This is a genomic window from Alkalispirillum mobile (genome assembly GCF_003664325.1).
Lineage (GTDB): Bacteria > Pseudomonadota > Gammaproteobacteria > Nitrococcales > Halorhodospiraceae > Alkalilimnicola > Alkalilimnicola mobilis.
In genome coordinates, this window is record NZ_RCDA01000004.1 from 151,904 (window position 1) to 172,454 (window position 20,551).

Here is a 20,551-nt window from a genome sequence, read left to right on the forward strand (position 1 = left end):
TTTATAGTCCGGACCCGCCGGAAAGCCATGGTTTCCGGCCCGCCGGGGCAGCCGGGCAGCGCAGTCAGCTGCCGATCAGGTAGCGGGCCCAGCCCTCCGCCCGCAGTTCGCAGGCGGGGCAGGTGCCGCAGCCATACCCCCAGTCGTGGTAGTGCGCACGGTCGCCCAGGTAACACGTATGGGTGTGTGACACGATCAGCTCCACCAGCGGGTCGCCACCCAGCGCCTCGGCCAGGGCCCAGGTCTGGGCCTTGTCCCGCCACATCAGCGGCGTGTGCAGCACGAAGCGGCTGTCCATGCCGAGATTGAGGGCTACCTGCAGCGCCTTGATGGTGTCGTCGCGGCAGTCGGGGTAGCCGGAGAAGTCGGTCTCGCAGACGCCGGTGACCAGGTAGCGAGCCTGCAGCCGCCAGGCCAGGGCCGCGGCGTAGGTGAGAAAGAGCAGGTTGCGCCCGGGCACGAAGGTGTCGGGCAGCCCGTTCTGCTGCATGTGGATGGCCCGTTCCCGGGTCAGGCTGGTGTCGCTGATCCGGCCCAGGCTGGTGAGGTCCAGCAGGTGGTCCTCGCCCAGGCGCTCACCCCAGTCGGGGAAGCGCTCCGCCACCGCCTCGCGAACGCGCTGCCGGCAATCCAGCTCCACGTGGTGGCGCTGGCCGTAGTCGAAGCCCACCGTGTGCACCCGCGGGTAGCGGGCCAGGGCCCAGGCGAGGCAGGTGGTGGAGTCCTGCCCGCCGGAGAACAGCACGACAGCGGATGAGGCCTTGTCCGTCTCGGTAACCATGCGAACTAGCTTAGCACCGCGCACCCCAGGGTAGGGAATGCTGCCATGGCATGAAGGGTGGCATGTGGCTGACAGCCAATCAGGGTGAGGCACCAACAAAAAAGGCCGAGCGCAAGGGCTCGGCCTTTCGAATCGGTGGTGGCCAGGGACGGAATCGAACCGCCGACACGGGGATTTTCAATCCCCTGCTCTACCGACTGAGCTACCTGGCCAACGGGCGGTGATTAAACCTGATATGGCCCTGCCCGTCAAGGGCGTCCCTCACTCCGGGGTGTAATCCGGCGGCGCGGAGGAGCCGTCTCCGAAGAAGAAGTTCTCCATCTCCTTCTCCAGGAACTCCCGGGCACGCGGCTCCACCGGCGTCAGGCGGTACTCGTTGATGAGCATGGTCTGGTGGCCCAGCCACTCCTGCCAGGCCTCCTTGGAGACGTTCTCGTAGATGCGCTTGCCCAGTTCACCGGGGTAGGGGGGGCGCGGCAGGCCCTCGGCCTCTTTGCCCAATCGTACGCATTGCACCATCCGCGTCATGGCGTGTGCTCCCTGAGTTGCTGCAGCAACCGGGCCACCGGGGCGGCCACCGCCCGGGTGCCGGTCTCGTGAATGGATTCCCAGAGTGTATCACTCTCCATTACCTGCTGGCCCGCACCGGAGACCTTGAGGTGAACCGGGTGGATGTCCAGTTCGAAGTGAGTGAAGGCGTGGCGCAGGCGGGGCCAGTGGGCGGTGGTGTCCACCTTCAGCCCGATCGCTTCCGCATGGCGCTCCGGGGTCTTGTCCATGTCCGCCTCGGGCAGGCTCCAGAGTCCACCCCAGATGCCGGTGGGCGGGCGTTTCTGCAGCAGCACCTGATTGCCTTGCTGGAGGATCAGCATGCGGGTCTGGCGCAGGGGGCGGTCGCGTTTCGGCTTGGGCGACGGCCAGGATTCCGGCTGCCCGCTGGCCCGGGCGCGGCACCGGGCCTGCAGCGGGCACTGCGGGCAGCGGGGCGCGCGCCGGGTGCAGACAGTGGCACCCAAGTCCATCATGGCCTGATTGTAGTCCGCACAGCGCTGGGCCGGGGTGTAGCGCTCGGACAGCGCCCAGAGGTGCCGGGCCACGGCACTCCTGCCCGGCCAGCCCTCCACCGCGTGCCAGCGGGCCAGTACCCGCTTGACGTTGCCGTCCAGGATGGCCGCCCGCCGGCCCTGACCCAATGAGTGAATGGCGCCGGCGGTGGAGCGGCCGATGCCCGGTAGTGCCTCCAGCGCCGCCAGGTCGGCCGGTAGTTCGCCGCCGTGACGGTCCCGGATCTCTTGTGCCGCGCGGTGCAAGTTGCGCGCGCGGGCGTAATAACCGAGCCCGGCCCAGAGGGCGAGCACCTCCTCCTGCGGGGCGTCCGCCAGTGCGACCGGATCCGGGAATCGCGCCAGGAAGCGCAGGAAATAGGGCACTACCGTGGCGACCTGAGTCTGCTGCAGCATCACCTCCGAGACCCAAACCCGGTAGGGCGTGGCCGGATGTTGCCAGGGCAGATCGTGGCGCCCGTGTCGGTCGAACCAGGCGAGGATATCCGTCCGCGCCTGGGCCACGTCTGCGGCCGGTACCGCCAGTTGGTCCATCAGTTGAACAGCCCGCGCAGGCGGTCCTCCGCTTCGTCGCGCAGCCGATCGTGCTGTTCATCGAGACGGTCGCGGCCACGCTCAACCTCGCGCTCTAGGCGTTCACGCTGTTCGCCGCTAAGCGCCTCGGCCAGGTCCACGCTGATGCTGGGCGAATAGAGGTCGCCCCGGAACCGCAGCGGGATGGTAAGCCCACGCAGTTCCTCCCGCGGGCGGCCATCCTGGCCCTCCAGGGTGCCCACCACGGCGGTCCGCAGGCGGTAGTCGATGGTCTCCTGCGGCAGGTCGGCCTCGCCGCTGCCGGTGACCCGGATCAGGGGTGATTGGGCGCTGAGGTCGTCGTTGCGCACCACGCCGTCGTTGATGACGATGCTGCCGGTCAACTCGCTGAAGTCGGTGCGCACCGGTTCGTCACTCTCCTCCGGGCTGCGCCCGCGCAAGCGGTCCTGGGCGTCACGAAGCATCTTGGCGATGTTGATCCCGCGTACCGCACCATCGGTGACCCGGAACTGGCCGTCGCCGTTCAGGGCAGCGGTGAGGGCGTCGACGGTGTTACCCCGGGTGGTCACGTCCAGCGTCAGGTTGCCGCGGCCCAGCAGCAGGCTCTCGTCGCCGGTCAGGTCGGTGATCAGCGGATCGAAGTCGATGCCCTCCAGTTCGGCCTGCAGGGCGTAGCGCGGGGTGTCCTGGCGCGCGTCCAGTTCCAGCCGGCCCTGGTAGCTGCCGTCATAGAGGCTGGCGCTGGTGGGGTCGAGGCGGATCAGCCCGTTGTCGGTGTGCAGGCGGGTGCGAATGTCGCTCAGGCGCAGTCCGGCCACCTTCAGGCTGTCGACGCGGAACTCACCCTCCAGGTCCAGGCCGCGGAGCAACTCCAGGGGCAGTTCAATCTCGACCGGCTCCGCCGGGGCGCCGTTGCCATTGCCCTCGCCGTTTTCCGCCTCCACCGGCTCGGGGAGGTAGCGGTCCAGGTCGATCTCGTCCACCGCCAGGTCGAACCGCGCCCCGGGCCCGGCGAAGTCATGAATGCTGGCCTCGCCGCTGAGGGTGGTGTCGTCCAGCTGCCAGTCCAGGGCGGTCAGGTGGAGCACCTCCTCGGCCCAGCGGATGTCGGCGGACAGTGCCACCCGGGTGAGTACGTCCGGGTCGGCGGTGTCCGGGGCCTCCAGGTCCAGCCGGTCCATCAGGTCGCGCAGGTTGAATGCCTCCACCGTGAGCTGACCCTCGCCCTCGGGCCCGGCATCCGTCTGACGGCCCTGGAGGGCCAGCTCCGCCCGCAGCCCCAGCGTCTCAAGCACCAGGTCGGGCCAGTCCAGGGCCAGGTTCTGCAGGTCCACCCGCGGGTTACCCCGCAGGCTGGCGGCGATCTCGCCACCGGGCAGATCGTCGCCGCTGGCGCTGGCCTCCAGTCGCAGGTTGTCCAGCGCGAGTTGGGTCAGTCCGCCATCTACCGTGATCGCGCTGCTCAACTCGCCGGCGATCTCGGGCAGATCATCGCCGGTCATCAGCCAGTCCAGTTGCAGTTGCATCCGCTCGTCGATGCGCACCGCATCCAGGTTGAGGTTGAACGGGTCCACCTGGACGCGGAGGTCGTTCTGGCGGTCATCCCAGCTCACCCGGGCGTTGCGGACATCCAGCCCGCCCACGTTGGCCAGGGTGCGGCCCAGGTCGCGCCGCTCAGCCTCCGGAGCCGGTTCGTCGGCCGGGGGTTCGTCCACCTCCGCGTCTGCCTCCTCGGGGAGCAGGTCTTCCCAGTTTCCGCGGCCCTGCTCATCCACCATCAGGCGGACGGTCAACCCGTCCAGCACGACCGTGCGGGTGACCAGCTCCCGGCGCAGCAGCAGCGGGATCAGTTCCACGCCGACATCCACGTGGTCGACTTCCAGGAAGGGGTCATCGTGGAAGCCCTCGGCATCGGCCAGCGTGGTGCGTCCCAACTCCAGGGCCAGCCAGGGGAAGATGCTCAGCGATATGTCGCCCTCAATGGAAAGGCTGCGCCCGGTCTCCTGTTCGACAGCGGCCTCGATACGGTCCCGATAGTCGTTGGGGTCAACCAGGATCAGCACCGCCACCAGGGCGATGATTACCAGCCCGACGAGACTCCCGAGACCAATGAGTAACCACTTGACTGCCTTGCCCATTCAGTGCCCTCCCAGGCGTTGTTGTCGCACCCGCTGAATTCAGCGCCACTCTTTCTATACTGTAAGAGCAGACCATCTTTTCGTCACGCCGTTCCGGGGCCCGGTGCGGTGCGGGTTTGTGCGCCGGCAACTCCGGGCCGCCACGGGGAGGGTGTGGCATTCGATGTGTGTCCCAGCCGAGGGAGATTGCCTCATGAGCGAGTACTGCGTTGTGGTTGCCCAGGGGTCACGGGCCCGGTTCTTCACCCTGGAGCCGTCGGAGTTGCCGGAAATGGAAGGGGGGCCAAACCTGGTTGAGCAGCAGGCGTTGACCAACACCGAGCACCAGGCCCACGAAGAGGATGTCTGGGCCGACATCCGAAGGGGTCGCAACCGATCCCCCAGCGGTAACGCCCACGGTTACGACGAGCACCGCAAAAACCACGACGACGAGATGGAGCGCCGCTTCGCGAAGGATATCGCGAAAACCCTGAATCAGATGGCCGCGGGTAACGGCACCCGACGCGTGGTGTTGTGCGCCGAGAAGCGGATGCTGGGCTTCCTGCGGCCGAGCATGAATGGCCAGCTTCCGGGCAGCCTGGAATTGCGCGAGGTGCCCAAGGACCTGACCCGCCTGACCTCCACCCAACTGCACCAGCGCCTCGCGGACCAGGGGTATCTGCCCCGGCGCCGCCCACCCACGCACTGATGAGCGCACCCGCCCGCTGCAACGCGACGGGCGGATGGCGTAAGCTGAGCCGGGGTCGGCCATTGAGTCGGCCCCGGCTTTTTTGTGAACCGATGGCAGTAGCGGATGGACGGGCGAGATGGGTGTGTACCGGGACTGGTGTTGCCCGAGGATGACGGCGCTGTTCATGCGCCACCGGCATTTTCTGCCCTACCGACGGCGGGCGCTGGCGTGGTCACAGGGCCATGTGCTGGAGTTGGGCGCCGGCGCGGGGGACAACCTGCCCCTGTATCCGCATGCAGTGACCCGGGTGACGGCGGTGGAGCCGTCGGGCTGGTTGTTGGATCGGGTGCGGGAGCGGGGCAGTGCGCTGGGCCGGGCCGTGACCCCGCTCCAGGCCGGTGCGGAATCGATTCCGCTGCCGGATGCCAGCGTGGATACCGTGGTCAGCACCTGGACGCTGTGCAGCGTAGGTGACCTGGCGGCCAGTCTGGTGGAGGCGCGCCGGGTGCTCCGGCCCGGGGGGCGTTTCCTGTTCGTGGAGCACGGCCTTGGGCCGACCCCGGGACTGCAGCGCTGGCAGCACCGGCTGGACCCGGTCTGGAGCCGGCTGGCCGGAGGTTGCCACCTGAACCGGGCCATGGACCAGGCAGTGCGCGAGTCCGGCCTGCGGCTGGAGGGCCTGGAGACCGGGTTCTTTCCGTCCGGGCCGCGGTGGCTCACCTACATGTACGAGGGGGTGGCCCGGGCGCAGGACTGATCAGCCCCGGCAACTCGCCAGCAGCTGCTCTATCAGCCGACGCGCGCTCGCGCCGTAGCCGCCACCAAACAGGTTCAGGTGGTTTAGCACGTGGTAGAGCTGGTAGAGGTCGCGCCGGGTCTCGTGGCCCGCGGGCAGCGGCCACTCCGCCTGGTAGGTCTGCCAGAACGCGGCACCGAAGCCGCCGAACAGCGACGCCATTGCCAGGTCACACTCCCGGTCGCCGTAGTGCACCGCCGGGTCCCAGGTGGCCGGTTGCCCCTCGCAGAAGCCGGCGTTGCCGCCCCAGAAGTCGCCGTGGAGCAGTGCCGGTGTCGGGGCGTGGTCGAGCAGGCCGGGTAACGCCCGGGCCAGCTGCTCCCCGCGCTCCAGCCAGGGGCCGCCGTGGCCCCGCTCCGCGGCCAGGGCCAGCTGGGGGCGCAGACGCCGGTCACGGAAGAAGGCGGCCCAGTCCTCTGCCGGGGTGTTGTCCTGGTGGGTGCCCCCCAGGGCGTTGTCCCGATGCCAGCCGTGGCGGGCAGCGCTACAGGCGTGGGTGGCGGCCAGCGCCTGCCCCATGGCCGCCCAGTCGCCGCGGCCCTGCAGCGGCAGGTGCTCCATCAGCAGCCAGGCCTGGCCGTCGGCCTCACCGCAGGACAGGGGCCGGGGCACCCGCAGGGCACCGGCCGCGGCCAGGGCCTCCAGGCCCTCGGCCTCAGCCTGCAACTGCCAGGCCCGCTCGGCGGGCTCCCGCTTCAGGAATGCCCGGCGCTTGCCGGCGCTGACCACGGTGGTGTCGCTGACGCAGCCGCCGCCCACGGTATTCAATGCCAGGGCGCTTGCGGGCACCTCCAGCGCGCGGGCGATAGCGTCCAGCATTGCGCTAGTGTCCGTACCGGTCATGGCCTAACGGTCCGACGGGCAGTCACCTGGTGTGTGGGCAGGGCGGAGGTCGGCCGGTGGCAGGCGCCGGGCGGCCACCGCATAACCGGCCTTGAGCAGCCAGTCGTGGCGGACCAGCATCGGGCTGGCGGAGATCAGGCCGCGCACGGTGCGGCGGCGGATCTTGATCTCTGCCGGGTCGCGGAAGGCGGGGTTGCGATGGATGTTGCCCAGGGTCAGCGCGGCCATGCCCAAGGCCCAGATGCAGAAGCGGCGTATGCCCGGTTCGTTTGCCGGGATCCGCAGCACATAGTCGAAACCGCGATCCAGGTGGCCGCGGGCGATGGCCACGGTGCGGCGGATGCCATCGTGGAAACGGGGGTCGGCAGCCCAGTCCGCCTGCGGGGCCAGGTCACAGCCGGCCTCGGCGAAAACGTCGCGCGGGAGCCAGCAGACGCCCCGCGCGCGGTCATCCCAGACGTCTTTCAGGATGTTGGTCATCTGCAGCGCCTGTCCGAACGACAGGGAGAGCTTGAGCAGCTCGTGGCGCTGGCGCCCCATGTTGCTGGAATAGCCGCAGAACAGCACGGTGAGCATCTCGCCCACCACCCCGGCCACGTGGTAGCAGTAGTCGTTAAAGGCGGCCAGGTCCGGCAACCCGTCCGGCCGTTTCTCCGCCTCGAACCGGGCCATGCCCTCGGTCAGCACCCGCACGCAGCGGACCACCGAACGGCGCTGCCAGGCGGGCAGCGCATGGGTAACCCGAAGCACCCGGTGGCTGTTGCGCACCAACTCCAGCTCCGCCCGCGGTGTGGTCTCCCGGGGGAACCGGCCGGCCAGCTCCTGCCCGAAGGCCTCCGCGGTTGTCCTGTTGCGCAGGGCGGCATTGAAGCGCTGGAACCACTCCGCCTTGGCGGCGCTGTCGCCGGGCAGGTGGTCCTCGATGGTGTCGGCGATTCGGCAGAGCAGGTAGGCGTTGGTCGCGGTGCCGCGCAGGTACTGCGGCAATTGCGGGATAGTCAGCGCGAAAGTGCGCGAGACCCCCGGCAGGACCGACTCCTGGTAGGCCTTGTCCGCCTGCAGCTGGTGGGTCCAGCCGCCATCCGGGTGTTGCAGCAGTGACGCGGTCTGAGTGCTGTCCATGGTCAATCACGCGGGGCTTGTGCATGGTGCACCGCATCAGGCGGTGCGGTGCGCAAGCTTACACCCTGTAGCGCCCGCGTTCTATTCCCGCATGCGGGGCATCAGCGTCACGAAGTTGCAGGGCTTGTGACGTGCATCAAGCTGGTCCTTCAGGATGCCGTCCCAGGCGGTGCGGCAGGCGCCAGTGGACCCGGGCAGTACGAATACCAAAGTCGCATTGGCGATTCCCCCCAGTGCCCGCGATTGAACGGTTGAGGTTCGGATCTCCTGCATGGAGAGCCAGCGGAACATCTCGCCGAAACCCTCTACCTCCAGGTCCAGCAGTGGGCGAACCGCCTCGGGGGTGACATCACGGCCGGTGACGCCGGTGCCGCCGGTGGTGATCACGGCGTTGACCCCCTCATCGGCGATCCAGCGGGACAGCTCCGCCCGGATCCGGTACCGGCAATCGGGTACCACCAGCCTCTCGGCCACGGTGTGCCCGCTCTCTTCGATGCGCCCGGCCAGCGTCTGGCCCGAGCGGTCGCTGTCCAGGTCGCGGGTATCGGACACGGTGAGAACGGCGATGTTCAGGGGCTGGAACTCGGCCTGGCTCATTACAGCGCTCCAAAGTAGTGACTGGTTGCTGAATGGTGCCCGACAGCCGGGCCGGAGTGAACCGCTCTTTGTGGGTAGCCAACCGGGGCATGGACTCTCGGGGCATTGGCGTTTACAATTCGCTTCTCAAGCGCCCGTAGCTCAGCTGGATAGAGCGTCGGCCTCCGGAGCCGAAGGTCAGAGGTTCGAATCCTCTCGGGCGCGCCAGTATCCCCAAAGACCCGGCGTTCCAGCCGGGTTTTTTGTTCCCGCCTGTTCCGCCTTCTCATCGGCTGGTAACCTATTTCCATGCAATCGGTCAGGTTCATCTTCTGGGTGGTACTCGGTCTTCTGGTCGTGCCCCTCCCGCTACCAGCCCAGACACTGCACTTTGCCCCCCTGCCCATGCAGGACGCCGAGACGGTGGTGCGGGAGAAGCGACCGATGCTCGAGTACCTGGCCCGGGACGCGGGACTCGAGTTCGAGATCGAGTACAGCACGGGCTATGCCGAGATACTGGACAAGTTCAGCGCCGGCGAGGTGGACCTGGCCTATCTGGGGCCGCTGCCCTATGTGGCGTTGCGGGAGCAGTATGAGGCAGCGGAGCCCCTCGTGCTGTTCCGGGAGCCCACCGGGGAGGCCCGCTACACCTGCACGGTGGTGATGTTCGCCGATGACCGGGTGCCCCTGGCCGAACTGCACGGGAAGTCCGTCGCGCTGACCCAGCCGCTGTCCACCTGCGGTTACCTGGCGACAGACCATCTGCTCAGAGGCGCCGGCGTCCACTTGGCGGAAACAGAGTACCGCTACCTGGGTCGTCACGACGAGGTGGCGCTGGCAGTGGCCCGGGGCGACTTCCGGGGCGGTGGCCTGAAGACTCACATCGCCGCCCGGTACGAGCACCTGGGCCTGGTTCGCCTGTCCGAGACCGAGCCGTTGCCGGCCTTCGCCCTGGTGGCCAACGCCGAGACCGTCCCCGCCGAGCTGCGCCAGCGACTGCGCGATGCCCTGCTGGCGTTGGACCCGCAGCGCCGGTCCGAGGACGCGGAGCAGGTGCGGGACTGGGGCGAGAGCCTGAGCCACGGGGCGGTGCCGGTTGAGGATGCCGACTATGCGCCCGTGAGGCGCATGCTGCGGGGCAGCCCCGTGCTTGACCCGGGCCTGCCCGGCCTCTCGCCGGTGCCGCTGCCCGGTCGCGGGGTCGCGCCATGAGGATCAACCGGCGCCTGCTCTGGTTGGCGGCCCTGACGGCCTGGGGGCTCGTCCTCGCCTTTCTCCACGGCAACTGGCAGGACAAGGTGGCCATGCACCACGAGCGCCACGAGGTGGCGCTGAACACCGCCTACCAGGCGGCGGTGAACAGCTTCGAACTGGCGGCGCAGGCCTATTTCGACGAGGCGGTGTCCCGGCCCGGGGTGCTGTCCCTGGTGCGAGCCGCACGGGAGGCGGAGTCCGACGAGGAGCGGGCGCTGATCCGGGGTCGGCTCTACCGGGCGCTGTGGCCCACTTATGACCGCCTGCGAGAGGGTGAGCTGCGGCAGTTGCACTTCCACTCCGCGGAGGGCGAGAGCTTCCTGCGCTTTTTCTCGCCGGAGTACTACGGAGATGACCTGCTGGCCAGTCGGCCGCTGGTCAGTGCCGTGCACGAATCGCGACAGGCGGCTGCGGCCTTCGAGACGGGCCGCTCGCTGTCCGGCTTTCGCTACGTCTTCCCCCTCCACGACAATGGCGAGTTTCTCGGCAGCGTGGAGTTCAGCATCCCCTTCCGCTACGTGCGCGAACTGATGGGGCGGCTGGATGAGTCCCAGCAGTTCCAGTTGATCCTGCGTCGCGATGCGGTGGAGGGAAAGGTGCCCGCCGGGTTTCTGTCCCTCTATGAGACCTCCTGCCTGCACCCTGACTACGTCATCGAGGATACCGGCCTGCGGCTGCCCGACTCACCGCCGCCGCCCACCGAGGAGGTCCGTGCCATCAGCGACGCGCTTTCCGGCTCGGAGGCGGTGCTGGCGGCCATGGACGCCGGTGAGCGCAAGGTGTTGCCGGTGGACCTGGAAGGCGAGACCTGGGCCGCCAATCTGCTGCCCATCCGTGATCCTTCCGGCGCGGTGGTGGCCTACGTGCTCGGTTACTCGCCGGACCCCTTTGCCCGCGTGTTCCAGCGGGATTTCCTGACCGCCGCCGGGGCGGCGACTCTGCTGCTGGCCGCGTTGCTGGCGCTGATGCTGCGCCTGTTGCGTTCCCGTGAACGCCTGCGCGCGGAGCGCGCCTACCAGCAGGCCATCACGGACACCATGGCGGAAGGGTTGTATGCCCAGGACCGCCAGGGCCGCTTGAGCTTCATCAACCCCGTAGGACGGCAACTGCTCGGCTATACCGATCAGCCGCCACTGGGCCAGGTCGCCCACGACCTTTTCCACCGACACGCCGGGAATGGCCAGGTGCCGGCGTCATGCTGCCCCATTCAGCAGCGAGTGGAGAAGGGCAGGCACTATGAGGGAGAGGCGCTCTTTGCCCGGCGGGACGGCAGTCTATTCCCGGTGGAGGTGGCCAGTCGGCCGCTCTACCAGGAGGGGCGGCTCGCCGGCTCGGTGACCGTGTTCCGTGACATAACCGAACGCAAGCGTGCCGAAGAGCGGTTGCAGTTGGCTGCCAGCGTGTTCACCAGCGCCAACGAGGGCATCATCATCACCGATGCACAGGCTCGCATCCTGATGGTGAACGAGGCCTTCACCCGGCTTACCGGCTACCGCCAGGAGGAGGTGGAGGGGCGCGATCCAGGCGTCCTCAGCTCGGGGCGCCATGATCGCGCCTTCTACCAGAAGCTGTGGCAGGCGCTGGAGGAGGACGGCTACTGGCACGGCGAGATATGGAACCGGCGCAAGAATGGCGAGCTCTACCTGCAGTTGATCACCATCAGCGCGGTGTGGGACCAGGACGGTCGCCTGCTGCACTATGTGGGGCTGTTCTCCGATATTACCGAGATGAAGGAGCACCAGCAGAAGCTGGAGTTTCTGGCCCACTACGATCCGCTGACCGAGCTGCCCAACCGGGTCCTGCTGTTGGACCGACTGAGGCAGGCGATGAAACTGGCCCGGCGGGAGGGGCGGCGGGTCTGCGTGGCCTACGTGGACCTGGACGATTTCAAGGTGATCAACGACCGCCACGGCCACCCGGTGGGGGACCGCATGCTGTTGCAGCTGGCGCGCCGTCTGGCCGACCTCCGGCGGGAGGGTGATACCGTAGCCCGTCTGGGCGGTGATGAGTTTGCCCTCGTCTTTCTTAACCTGGAGGGCGAGTCCGAGTGCCGCGGTATGGCCGGAGAGGTCCTGCGTGCGCTGGCTCGTCCGGTCGAGTTCGATGACCTCCGGTTGGTAACCACCGCCAGCATCGGGATCACGCTGTACCCGCAGGGCGATGACGGGGTCGACGCAGACCAACTCCTGCGTCAGGCGGATCAGGCGATGTACCAGGCCAAGCTGGAGGGGAAAAACCGGCAGCACGTGTTTGATGCGGCCGGCGACCGGCAGCTGCGTGATCAGCACGAGACGCTGGAGCGGCTGGCCCAGGCCCTGGAGCGGGACGAGTTCGTGTTGTTCTACCAGCCCAAGGTGAATCTCCGCACCCGGGAGGTGGTGGGCGCCGAGGCGCTGATCCGCTGGCAGCACCCCGAACGGGGTCTGCTGGCCCCGGGTGCTTTCCTGGACGACATGCTCAACCAGCCGATGGAGGCCGAACTGAGCCGCTGGGTGATGGCCGAGGCGGCCGCGCAGGTGGCGGCCTGGCAGGCGCAGGGATGGCGAGTCCCGGTGAGCGTGAATGTGCCGGCGCTCCACCTCCAGCAGGCGGACTTCGTGGAGCAGGTTGGCGAGCTACTGGCCCGCCATCCGGAACTGCCCCGCAACAGTCTCGAGGTGGAAATTCTCGAATCCAGTGCACTGGACAACCTCGGCCATGTCTCTGAGGTGATCGAGGGCTGTGCCGCCCTGGGCGTCGACTTCTCGCTGGATGACTTTGGGACCGGCTACTCCTCGCTCTCTTATCTCAAGCGGATACCGGTCCGTACGGTGAAGATCGACCGTGCCTTCGTTCGCGACATGCTGGATGACGAGGACGACCTGGCCCTGCTGGAGGGTATCGTGGGGCTGGCCCAGGTGTTCCAACGCCAGCTGATCGCCGAGGGCATGGAGACCGAGGCCCAGGGCGAGCGGTTACAGCAACTTGGGTGCGAGGTGGTGCAGGGCTACGGGATCGCCCGGCCCATGCCGGCGGCGGATTTCGCCGACTGGTTGGCGAGTTGGCGGTGACCGGTGCCTCACTGCGCTGTGCCCGTACGCCGGCGTAACAGGCAGGCCAGGCCGTAGCAACTGCGCGCCAGGGCCTCCCCGATCAGCGCTACCAGCATGCCCACGCCCGCGCCGAGCGCTATGGCGGTGGGGCTGAGCTTGATGACGTAGGAGTAGCTGCGCCAGGCCTGTTCCCGGACGTCCGCCGCCGGGGCCACAAGCGCCTGCCAGTAGGCGTGTGGCAGCCCCTGGCGAAAAGCGTTCAGCGCTTCGTCCAGTTCGCGGTGGCGCTCGTGTAACGCGTGAATGCCACCCCCGCCATCCTGAAATACCGGGTCGTCGCTCTCACGATAGTGCGCGATCAGCCGGGCCATATCCCCGTCAAAGTAGCGGTCGGCATCGCGCTGGAAGGCGGCCAGGCTGCGTCCGGATTCCTCGTAACGGGCCTCCAGGCTCTGGCCGTACTGGTCCACGAAACCGGGTACCTGCACCCCGACCAGGGCAGCGGCGAAGAACAGCAGCAGGCGCAGATAGGCGGTGAACAGGCTCATGGGCGGTGTCGGGCGCGGGCAGCCGGCGTTGCCTCACAGCATATCACCGTGCACAAAAAAGGCGGGGCCGCCAAAGCGACCCCGCCTTTTACAGCAGGTGGCGGCGTGCGCCGCCACCGGACCATGGACCGGTTTTAGAACTGGTTCATGGTGTTGTCGGCGCCACCGGCCTTCAGCGCGGCGTCACCGGAGAAGTAGGACTTGTGGTCGTCCCCGATGTTGGAGCCGGCCATGTCCTGGTGCTTCACGGTGGGCACGCCCTGACGGATCTCCTGACGCTGCACGCCGTCCACGTAGGCCAGCATGCCCAGGTCACCGAAGTAGCCCTTGGCCAGGTTGTCGGTGGACAGAGCGGCCGTGTGGTAGGTCGGCAGGGTGATCAGGTGGTGGAAGATGCCTGCCTCGGCAGACGCCTTGCGCTGGAAGTCCTGCACCCAGTTGTCGGCCTCGGCGGCCAGCTCGGTGTCGTCGTACTCCGAGCTCATCAGGTTGTCGCGGTCGTACTTGGACACGTCCTTGCCGGCTTCCTTCCAGGCATCGAACACCTGCTGACGGAAGTTCAGGGTCCAGTTGAAGGACGGGCTGTTGTTGTACACCAGCTTGGCGTTCGGCACTTCCTTGCGGATGGCGTTGACCATCTCGGCGATCTGACCGACGTGCGGCTTCTCGGTCTCGATCCAGAGCAGGTCGGCGCCGTTCTTCAGGCTGGTGATGCAGTCCAGCACCACGCGGTCGACGCCGGTGCCCTTGCGGAACTCGAACAGGCCGCTGGCCAGGCGCTTGGGCTTGAGCAGCTTGCCGTCGGACTTGACCACCACGTCGCCGTTGTTGATCTCTTCGGCGGACTGGATGTAATCGCCGTCCAGGAAGCTGTTGTACTGGTCGCCCAGATCGCCCGGCTCGTTGGTCACGGCGATCTGCTTGGTCAGGCCGGCGCCCAGGGAGTCGGTACGGGCGACGATCACGCCGTCATCCACGCCCAGCTCCAGGAAGGCGTAGCGCACGGCACGGATCTTGGCGAGGAAGTCGGCGTGGGGCACGGTGACCTTGCCGTCCTGGTGGCCGCACTGCTTCTCGTCGGCAACCTGGTTCTCGATCTGGATGCAGCAGGCACCCGCCTCGATCATCTTCTTGGCCAGCAGATAGGTGGCCTCCTCGTTGCCGAAGCCGGCGTCGATGTCGGCGATGATCGGCACGATGTGGGTCTGGAAGTTCTCGATCTGGTCCAGGATCTGGTTGGCCTTGGCCTCGTCACCGGCCTCGCGAGCAGCGTCCAGGTCGCGGAACAGGTGGTTCATTTCGCGGGCATCGGCCTGGCGCAGGAAGTCGTAGAGCTCCTCGATCAGGGCCGGCACAGCGGTCTTCTCGTGCATGGACTGGTCGGGCAGCGGGCCGAACTCGGAACGCATGGCCGCAACCATCCAGCCGGACAGGTACAGGTAGCGCTTGTTGGTGGTGCCGAAGTGGCGCTTGACCGCGATCATCTTCTGCTGGCCGATGAAGCCGTGCCAGCAGCCCAGGGACTGGGTGTACTGGGCCGGGTCGGCGTCGTACTCGGCCATGTCCTGGCGCATGATCTTGGCGGTGTACTTGGCGATGTCCAGACCGGTCTGGAAGCGGTTCTGGGCACGCATGCGAGCTACGTACTCGGGGTTGATCGCGTCCCAGGTACCGTTGTGCGCCTTGCGCAGGCCGTTAGTTGCCTCGATGTCCTTACTGTACTGTGACATGCTCTTAACCTTTCTCTTGGCAGTGTAATGACTGTCGTTCGCTGTGGTGCGCCGGGCCGGTTCCCCGCGGGGAGGCGGCAGCGCGCCGTTCAAAAGGTCCCGTTTTGTCTGCGCGTTGCGGCCAGCTGTTGCCGTGCAACTCGCGATGGTCCCTGCAACTGTGTTCAGCCGCCAGAGCACCATAACGGGGGAGAGCCTGAAAACGCCGCGAGGTTGTGCAGCACTGCTCAGAGGTGGGCCTGTTGGGCAAGACTCACCGCGCAAGGTGACGCCAAAGCCGCTTTACAGCTGGCGTGTACCCCTCTGGCCATCCTTCATCGTTTTGCCGATGGCTGGCCAATTCGGAACTGTCAGCGCCGGTGTTGCCAGCTTTCTACAGCCCCGAGGTCCGTTGGGCGGCAATACTATCACCACGGGCTTTTGCAGCGCAACAATCCCGATGCGTTGGATCAACAACCCGACAGGCGGCTGCCTGGCGCCTATTATTCGGAGCAAACGGTGTTTGTCCGGAGGCGCTCATGTCCGCGCAGAACCTGCCCACGCCCTGGGGCCGCCCTATGCCCGAAGCCCAGTTCGAGCTGATGCGCCGTATTCTGGCGGCACCCAGCCCGGTGGGCCTGGAGGCGGCCATGACCTGCGGCGTGCTGCGCCCGCAGTTCGAGTCCTTCATGCCCGAGGGCTGGGCGCTGCGCCAGTTCCAGGGGCACGCCGGCATCGTCGTGGATACCCACCCCGGCGACATGCAGCGTTTCCGGCTGATGATCGTGGGCCACGCCGACAAGATCCGCTTGCAGGTGAGGAGCATCGGTGATGACGGCAAGGTGTGGCTTAACAGCGACGGCTTTCTGCCCGCCACCCTGATCGGTCATGAGGTGCGGCTGTTCAGTGAGAACCCGGCCCGACCCGGGCACTACCGGGTGATCGACGGGGGCACGGTGGAGGCACTGGGCGCCATCCATTTTGCCGAGCCGGAGCTGCGCAGCGGTGAGAAGGGGGTGAAGCGGGAGCAGCTCTACCTGGAGTTGCAGATCCACGGGGAGGACAGGAAGGCCCAGGTGGAGCGGCTGGGTGTGCGCCCGGGGGATACCTTGCTGCTGCACCGGCCGATCCGCCGGGGCTTCGGTCCGGACACGTTTTATGGTGCTTACCTGGACAATGGACTGGGCAGTTTTGTCACCACTGAGGCCGCGCGGCTGTTGGCCGAGGCGGCGGAGCCGCGCCACATTCGGGTTCTGTTCGCCATTGCCAGCCACGAAGAGATTGGCTGCTTTGGCAGCCGCGTGCTGGCTGCACACTACCGGCCGGATGCCCTGATCGCGGTGGACGTGGAGCACGATTACGTGGCGGCCCCGGGGTTGGCTGAGCGCCGGCCGCAGCCGCTGGAGATGGGGAAGGGATTCAGTCTGGCGGTGGGATCGGTGGTGAGCGAGCAGCTCAACCAGGTGCTCGTGGAGGCCGCCCGGGCCCTGGGCATTCCGGTGCAGCGGGACGTCGTCGGCACGGACACCGGGACCGACGGGATGGCCGGGGTGCTGGCCAGCGTGGACTGTGCGGCCGCCTCGGTGGGCATCCCGATCCGGAACATGCACACCATCTCGGAGACGGGGCACACGGCCGATGTGCTCGCCGCACTGCATGGTGTGGTCGCCGCAGCCCGGCTGCTGGACGAGCGCGGCGCGGACCCGGAGGCCCTGCGCCATCGCTTTCGCGAGCACCACCCCCGCCTGGACCGGGCCGACCCGGTAGCGCACCCGGGACGGCCCTGACAGCCGGGGTCAGCCCCAGTTGGCGTCCTTCAGCACATCCAGGGGGATGCGCAGGTACCGCCGACCGTTGTCCTCCGGCTCGGGCAGCCGGCCGCCGCGGATGTTCACCTGCAGCGCATGCAGGATCAGCTTGGGCATGGGCAGGGTGGCATCGCGCTCATCCCGCAGGCGGCAATAGCTCGCCTTGTCCGGGGCCTGGCTCAGGTGGATGTTGCTGCGTTTTTGCTCCGCCACCGTGCTTTCCCAGGCCGGCTCGCGGCCATCAGGCATGTAGTCGTGGCCGGTGAACAGCCGGGTCTCGTCCGGCAGGGCCAGGATGGCCTGGATGCTCTGCCACAGTTGGGCGGAGTCGCCGCCGGGGAAATCGGCCCGGGCGGTGCCGAAATCGGGCTGGAACAGGGTGTCATGAACGAAGGCGGCGTCGCCGATCACGTAAGTGATCGAGGCCAGCGTATGGCCGGGGGAGAACATCACCCGGGCGTCCAGTTCGCCGACCTTGAACGTCTCGCCCTCCGCAAACAGCTTGTCCCATTGGGAACCGTCGGCGGGGAAGCCCTTCAGGTTATAGAAATCGGACCACAGGGACTGGACCTCGGTGACGTGGTCACCAATGGCGGTCGGCGCCCCCAGCTGCTCCTTGAGGTAGCGGGCTGACGAGAAGTGATCCGCATGGGGGTGGGTGTCGAGGATCCAGTCCACCTTCAGGTCATGGTCACGCACGTAGCGCAGGATGCGATCGGCGTTATGCGTATCGGTCTGACCCGACTTCTCGTCGTAGTCCAGCACCGGATCAATGATGGCGCAGCGGCGGGTTGCCGGGTCGATGGCGATGTACTGCACGCTGAAGGTGCGGGCGTCAAAAAAGGCCACGACCTCGGGTGCGCCCTCGGAGATGCCGAAATCTCGCATGCGTTAGCCTCCTGGTTTCCTGTGAATCTATACATTCAATGGTTTGAATTCTAACGGTTCTGGTCGCGCCTGTATGGTTGATGCTGTCTATCGGGGCCATTGGTAATGGCGCGATCAGCCCTGCTCGGCGCCGTCGGGCCGCTCGACGCCATTCTTGCCCGGCTGGCGTACGCGGTCTGGATGGGCCAGTCGCACCAGCAGGAGGGCGAGCAGGATGGCCGGTATCCCCATGGCCGCCGAGATAACGAAGAAGCTCTCCCAGCCCACGTGGCTGGCAACCACGCCGGTGAACCCGCCCATGAACTGCCCGGGCAGCGTCATCAGTGAGCTGAACAGGGCGTACTGGGTGGCGGTATAGGCGGTGTTGGTCAGGCTGGAGAGGTAGGCAATGAAGACCGAGATGGCCAGCCCGCCGGTGATGTTGTCCGCCACGATGGCCAGCACCAGTCCGTAAATTTCCGGGCCCAGGGCGGCCAGCCAGGAGAAGGTGAGATTGGTGACCGGGGCCATGATGGCGGTAAAAATCAGCATCGGGGCAATGCCGTAGCGGCTGACCAGCACGCCGCCCATTGCGGCACCGAAAAGGGTCATGGCCAGGCCAAAGGCGGCGGCGACGTTGGCGATCTGGTCTTTGCTGAAGCCGAGGTCCAGGTAGAAGGGGTTGGCCATGACCCCCATGAAGATGTCGCTGATCCGGAAGGTGGCGATGAAGAGCAGGATGACCACCGCGGTGCCCAGGCCGAAGCGCTTGAAGAAGTCGGCGAAGGGGCAGATCACTGCGCCGATCAGCCAGGCGGTCACCCGCCGGCGCAGACCGGTGTGGGCGGTGCGTTCCAGATAGTCGGTGACCTGCCGCTCCATCTGCCGGGTGTCCTGGCTGATGGCCACCTCCGGCTCGCGGATGATCAGGGTGGTGGCCAGCCCCACGCCCATCAACAGCGCCATGGCCCCGTAGGCCAGTGACCAGTCAGCCAGGTGGGCCACGTGCAGAGCACCGGCGCCGGCGGTCAGGATGGCCACCCGGTAGCCGAACACGTAGGTGGCCGCCATGGCCCCCTGGCGGTGCCGGGCCACCGCTTCCACCCGGTAGGCATCGATGGCCACGTCCTGGGTGGCGGAGCCGAACGCGGCGGCCACGGCAAACACGGCAACCCAGGCCAGCTGGCTGACCGGGTCACTGAGCGCCATCCCGGCGAGGGAGGTGGCGATGATCGCCTGGGCGAGCAGCATCCAGGCCCGTCGTCGGCCGAACCAGCGGGTCAGCAGCGGCAGTTGCAGGCGGTCCACGAAGGGGGCCCAGAGCACCTTGATGCTGTGGGCCATGCCCACCCAGCTGAGAAAGCCGATCGCGGCCAGTTCCACCCCCAGGTCCTGCAGCCAGGCGGTGAACGTGCCACCCACCAGGAGCAGGGGCAGCCCGGCGGAGAACCCGAGGAAGGCCATCCCGATGACCCGCGGGTGCAGGTAAACGCGCAGGCCGGTCAGTCTGTCCGGGGCGGTGGCCGATGACACGGGGCTGGGGCTCCTGCTGGTGGTGGTCAATGGCGGCCCATCCTACCAGCTGCGCCGACGGGTGGCCCCGTCCGTCAGACCTCGTGGTACCAGCGGTACCACTCGACGAAGCGCTGAATGCCCTCTTCAACGGAGGTTTTCGGTGCGTAACCGGTGTCCCGGGCCAGGGCGGAGACGTCGGCATGGGTCTCGGGGACATCCCCCGGTTGCAGGGGCAGGTAGTTCTTCTCGGCCTTGCGGCCCAGTGCCTCCTCGAGCACCTCGACATAGTGCATCAGCCGCACCGGGCGGCTGGCGCCGATGTTGTAGATGCGCCAGGGGGCATTGGAGGTGGCGGTGTCGGGCTGTTTCGGGTCCCAATCTGGATTCGGGCGAGCCACCCGGTCGGAGGCGCGGATCACGCCGTCGACAATATCGTCCACGTAGGTGAAGTCCCGCCCGTGATCGCCATTGTTGTAGATGTCGATGGGCTTGCCCGCGAGGATGTTGCGGGTAAACAGGAACAGCGCCATGTCCGGCCGGCCCCAGGGGCCGTAGACGGTGAAAAAGCGCAGCCCGGTGCAGGGCAGGCCGTAGAGGTGCGCATAGCTGTGTGCCATGTGCTCCGTGGCCTTCTTGGTGGCGGCGTAGATGGCCAGCGGGTGGTCGGTGTGCCGGTGCTCGGTGAAGGGCATGTCCTCGTGGGCGCCGTAGACCGAGCTGGTGGAGGCGAAGGTGAGGTGCTCCACCTGGTTGTAGCGGCAGCCCTCCAGCACGTTGAGCGTGCCGGTGACGTTGCTGTCCACGTAGCTGTAGGGGTCGGTCAGCGAATGGCGTACGCCGGCCTGCGCCGCCAGGTGGATCACCCGCTGAAAGCGCTCGTCACGGAACAGTGCCGCCATGCCCTCCCGGTCCGCCAGGTCCAGCTTGATGAAGCGGAAGCCCAGCTGGCCCTCCAGCCGTGCCAGGCGGGCGCGCTTCAGGCGCGGGTCGTAGTAGTCGTTGAGGTTGTCCAGGCCGACGACCTCGTCGCCGCGGGCGAGCAGTGCCTGGGCGGTGTGGTAGCCGATGAAGCCGGCGGCGCCGGTGACCAGGTGTTTCATTGAATGTCCCGTGGCCGTGTGAAGTCTGTGACTGGTTTGATGCCATGGATTATACATGATGGCACCGGCCGGGCATTCGGCTGCCGAAGGTTTTCCCTTATTGTTCCGTTTGGGGTTTTGTGGAAAAGGTTTCTCTTTTTTCTTTTGGTTGGCCTGCGTTGTTTTTTTGTCGTGTATGCGTTTTGCGAGATTTT

Annotated in this window: 17 protein-coding genes and 2 tRNA genes; 6 read left to right on the forward strand and 13 right to left on the reverse strand. The window is 67.2% G+C overall.

Translation table 11 applies throughout. The features are described from left to right. Positions 1 to 64: 64 nt before the first annotated feature. The 5 genes from queC to DFR31_RS11935 form a co-directional block, all read right to left on the reverse strand. Positions 65 to 781 carry a 7-cyano-7-deazaguanine synthase QueC gene (gene queC / locus DFR31_RS11915; RefSeq protein WP_121442914.1) on the reverse strand — a complete coding sequence of 239 codons (717 nt, stop codon included), beginning with the start codon at positions 779 to 781 and terminating at the stop codon, positions 65 to 67. 136 nt (positions 782 to 917) lie between these two features. Beyond that, positions 918 to 993: transfer RNA gene (locus DFR31_RS11920), tRNA-Phe, on the reverse strand. A 49-nt stretch (positions 994 to 1,042) separates the two neighbouring features. Next, positions 1,043 to 1,309 carry an oxidative damage protection protein gene (locus DFR31_RS11925; protein ID WP_121442915.1) on the reverse strand — a complete coding sequence of 89 codons (267 nt, stop codon included), beginning with the start codon at positions 1,307 to 1,309 and terminating at the stop codon, positions 1,043 to 1,045. Then, the gene (gene mutY, locus DFR31_RS11930; protein ID WP_121442916.1) at positions 1,306 to 2,379 is read right to left on the reverse strand and encodes an A/G-specific adenine glycosylase; all 1,074 of its coding nucleotides are present in this window, start codon (positions 2,377 to 2,379) and stop codon (positions 1,306 to 1,308) included. The genes DFR31_RS11925 and mutY overlap by 4 nt, the downstream gene beginning before the upstream one ends. Beyond that, on the reverse strand, positions 2,379 to 4,517 hold the full coding sequence (locus DFR31_RS11935) for an AsmA family protein (protein ID WP_121442917.1): 2,139 nt from the start codon (positions 4,515 to 4,517) through the stop codon (positions 2,379 to 2,381). Before DFR31_RS11935 ends, mutY begins: the two co-directional genes overlap by 1 nt. A gap of 193 nt (positions 4,518 to 4,710) precedes the next feature. On the opposite strand from DFR31_RS11935, the gene DFR31_RS11940 reads away from it, so the two are divergent. Both DFR31_RS11940 and DFR31_RS11945 read left to right on the forward strand, forming a co-directional pair. After that, a complete protein-coding gene (locus DFR31_RS11940) occupies positions 4,711 to 5,205 on the forward strand; it encodes a host attachment protein (RefSeq protein ID WP_121442918.1) in 495 nt (164 codons plus the stop codon). Between the two features lie 151 nt (positions 5,206 to 5,356). Further along, on the forward strand, positions 5,357 to 5,944 hold the full coding sequence (locus tag DFR31_RS11945) for a class I SAM-dependent methyltransferase (protein WP_245971182.1): 588 nt from the start codon (positions 5,357 to 5,359) through the stop codon (positions 5,942 to 5,944). On the opposite strand, the gene DFR31_RS11950 is transcribed toward DFR31_RS11945, so the two are convergent. The 3 genes from DFR31_RS11950 to moaB form a co-directional block, all read right to left on the reverse strand. Further along, the gene (locus tag DFR31_RS11950; RefSeq protein ID WP_121442920.1) at positions 5,945 to 6,826 is read right to left on the reverse strand and encodes a fructosamine kinase family protein; all 882 of its coding nucleotides are present in this window, start codon (positions 6,824 to 6,826) and stop codon (positions 5,945 to 5,947) included. It abuts the gene before it with no gap. Between the two features lie 3 nt (positions 6,827 to 6,829). Then, positions 6,830 to 7,948, reverse strand: coding sequence for a phytoene/squalene synthase family protein (locus DFR31_RS11955; protein ID WP_121442921.1), 1,119 nt, complete (start codon positions 7,946 to 7,948; stop codon positions 6,830 to 6,832). An 81-nt stretch (positions 7,949 to 8,029) separates the two neighbouring features. Continuing rightward, positions 8,030 to 8,545: a molybdenum cofactor biosynthesis protein B gene (moaB, locus tag DFR31_RS11960; RefSeq protein WP_121442922.1), complete on the reverse strand. Its 516-nt coding sequence runs from the start codon at positions 8,543 to 8,545 to the stop codon at positions 8,030 to 8,032. Positions 8,546 to 8,675: 130 nt separating this feature from the next. Here moaB and DFR31_RS11965 point away from each other — a divergent pair. The 3 genes from DFR31_RS11965 (at position 8,676) to DFR31_RS11975 (ending at position 12,828) form a co-directional block, all read left to right on the forward strand. Beyond that, positions 8,676 to 8,752, forward strand: a tRNA-Arg gene (locus tag DFR31_RS11965). 81 nt (positions 8,753 to 8,833) lie between these two features. After that, positions 8,834 to 9,736 carry a PhnD/SsuA/transferrin family substrate-binding protein gene (locus DFR31_RS11970; RefSeq protein ID WP_121442923.1) on the forward strand — a complete coding sequence of 301 codons (903 nt, stop codon included), beginning with the start codon at positions 8,834 to 8,836 and terminating at the stop codon, positions 9,734 to 9,736. After that, on the forward strand, positions 9,733 to 12,828 hold the full coding sequence (locus DFR31_RS11975; RefSeq protein WP_121442924.1) for a bifunctional diguanylate cyclase/phosphodiesterase: 3,096 nt from the start codon (positions 9,733 to 9,735) through the stop codon (positions 12,826 to 12,828). Before DFR31_RS11970 ends, DFR31_RS11975 begins: the two co-directional genes overlap by 4 nt. 8 nt (positions 12,829 to 12,836) lie before the next feature. On the opposite strand, the gene DFR31_RS11980 is transcribed toward DFR31_RS11975, so the two are convergent. Together DFR31_RS11980 and DFR31_RS11985 are read right to left on the reverse strand one after the other, a co-directional pair. Continuing rightward, positions 12,837 to 13,358 carry a DUF2937 family protein gene (locus DFR31_RS11980; protein WP_121442925.1) on the reverse strand — a complete coding sequence of 174 codons (522 nt, stop codon included), beginning with the start codon at positions 13,356 to 13,358 and terminating at the stop codon, positions 12,837 to 12,839. Positions 13,359 to 13,492: 134 nt separating this feature from the next. Further along, complete coding sequence (locus tag DFR31_RS11985; RefSeq protein WP_121442926.1) at positions 13,493 to 15,088, reverse strand: isocitrate lyase; 1,596 nt, start codon at positions 15,086 to 15,088, stop codon at positions 13,493 to 13,495. Between the two features lie 518 nt (positions 15,089 to 15,606). On the opposite strand from DFR31_RS11985, the gene DFR31_RS11990 reads away from it, so the two are divergent. Further along, positions 15,607 to 16,854 carry a M28 family peptidase gene (locus tag DFR31_RS11990; RefSeq protein WP_121442927.1) on the forward strand — a complete coding sequence of 416 codons (1,248 nt, stop codon included), beginning with the start codon at positions 15,607 to 15,609 and terminating at the stop codon, positions 16,852 to 16,854. Between the two features lie 9 nt (positions 16,855 to 16,863). Here DFR31_RS11990 and DFR31_RS11995 read toward each other — a convergent pair whose 3' ends face one another. From DFR31_RS11995 to DFR31_RS12005, 3 genes are all read right to left on the reverse strand, one after another. Then, positions 16,864 to 17,763 carry an MBL fold metallo-hydrolase gene (locus tag DFR31_RS11995; protein WP_121442928.1) on the reverse strand — a complete coding sequence of 300 codons (900 nt, stop codon included), beginning with the start codon at positions 17,761 to 17,763 and terminating at the stop codon, positions 16,864 to 16,866. Between the two features lie 114 nt (positions 17,764 to 17,877). Further along, positions 17,878 to 19,275 (reverse strand): AmpG family muropeptide MFS transporter, encoded by a 1,398-nt coding sequence (locus DFR31_RS12000; protein WP_121442929.1) that lies wholly within the window; start codon positions 19,273 to 19,275, stop codon positions 17,878 to 17,880. A 74-nt stretch (positions 19,276 to 19,349) separates the two neighbouring features. Continuing rightward, positions 19,350 to 20,357, reverse strand: coding sequence for an NAD-dependent epimerase (locus DFR31_RS12005; protein WP_121442930.1), 1,008 nt, complete (start codon positions 20,355 to 20,357; stop codon positions 19,350 to 19,352). Between the last annotated feature and the right edge of the window lie 194 nt (positions 20,358 to 20,551).

Excerpts from the sequence above, each read along its gene's own strand:
- queC (WP_121442914.1), bottom strand. The coding sequence starts at position 781 with ATGGTTACCGAGACGGACAAGGCCTCATCCGCTGTCGTGCTGTTCTCC.
- DFR31_RS11925 (WP_121442915.1), bottom strand. The coding sequence starts at position 1,309 with ATGACGCGGATGGTGCAATGCGTACGATTGGGCAAAGAGGCCGAGGGC.
- mutY (WP_121442916.1), bottom strand. The coding sequence starts at position 2,379 with ATGGACCAACTGGCGGTACCGGCCGCAGACGTGGCCCAGGCGCGGACG.
- DFR31_RS11935 (WP_121442917.1), bottom strand. The coding sequence starts at position 4,517 with ATGGGCAAGGCAGTCAAGTGGTTACTCATTGGTCTCGGGAGTCTCGTC.
- DFR31_RS11940 (WP_121442918.1), top strand. The coding sequence starts at position 4,711 with ATGAGCGAGTACTGCGTTGTGGTTGCCCAGGGGTCACGGGCCCGGTTC.
- DFR31_RS11945 (WP_245971182.1), top strand. The coding sequence starts at position 5,357 with ATGACGGCGCTGTTCATGCGCCACCGGCATTTTCTGCCCTACCGACGG.
- DFR31_RS11950 (WP_121442920.1), bottom strand. The coding sequence starts at position 6,826 with ATGACCGGTACGGACACTAGCGCAATGCTGGACGCTATCGCCCGCGCG.
- DFR31_RS11955 (WP_121442921.1), bottom strand. The coding sequence starts at position 7,948 with ATGGACAGCACTCAGACCGCGTCACTGCTGCAACACCCGGATGGCGGC.
- moaB (WP_121442922.1), bottom strand. The coding sequence starts at position 8,545 with ATGAGCCAGGCCGAGTTCCAGCCCCTGAACATCGCCGTTCTCACCGTG.
- DFR31_RS11970 (WP_121442923.1), top strand. The coding sequence starts at position 8,834 with ATGCAATCGGTCAGGTTCATCTTCTGGGTGGTACTCGGTCTTCTGGTC.
- DFR31_RS11975 (WP_121442924.1), top strand. The coding sequence starts at position 9,733 with ATGAGGATCAACCGGCGCCTGCTCTGGTTGGCGGCCCTGACGGCCTGG.
- DFR31_RS11980 (WP_121442925.1), bottom strand. The coding sequence starts at position 13,358 with ATGAGCCTGTTCACCGCCTATCTGCGCCTGCTGCTGTTCTTCGCCGCT.
- DFR31_RS11985 (WP_121442926.1), bottom strand. The coding sequence starts at position 15,088 with ATGTCACAGTACAGTAAGGACATCGAGGCAACTAACGGCCTGCGCAAG.
- DFR31_RS11990 (WP_121442927.1), top strand. The coding sequence starts at position 15,607 with ATGTCCGCGCAGAACCTGCCCACGCCCTGGGGCCGCCCTATGCCCGAA.
- DFR31_RS11995 (WP_121442928.1), bottom strand. The coding sequence starts at position 17,763 with ATGCGAGATTTCGGCATCTCCGAGGGCGCACCCGAGGTCGTGGCCTTT.
- DFR31_RS12005 (WP_121442930.1), bottom strand. The coding sequence starts at position 20,357 with ATGAAACACCTGGTCACCGGCGCCGCCGGCTTCATCGGCTACCACACC.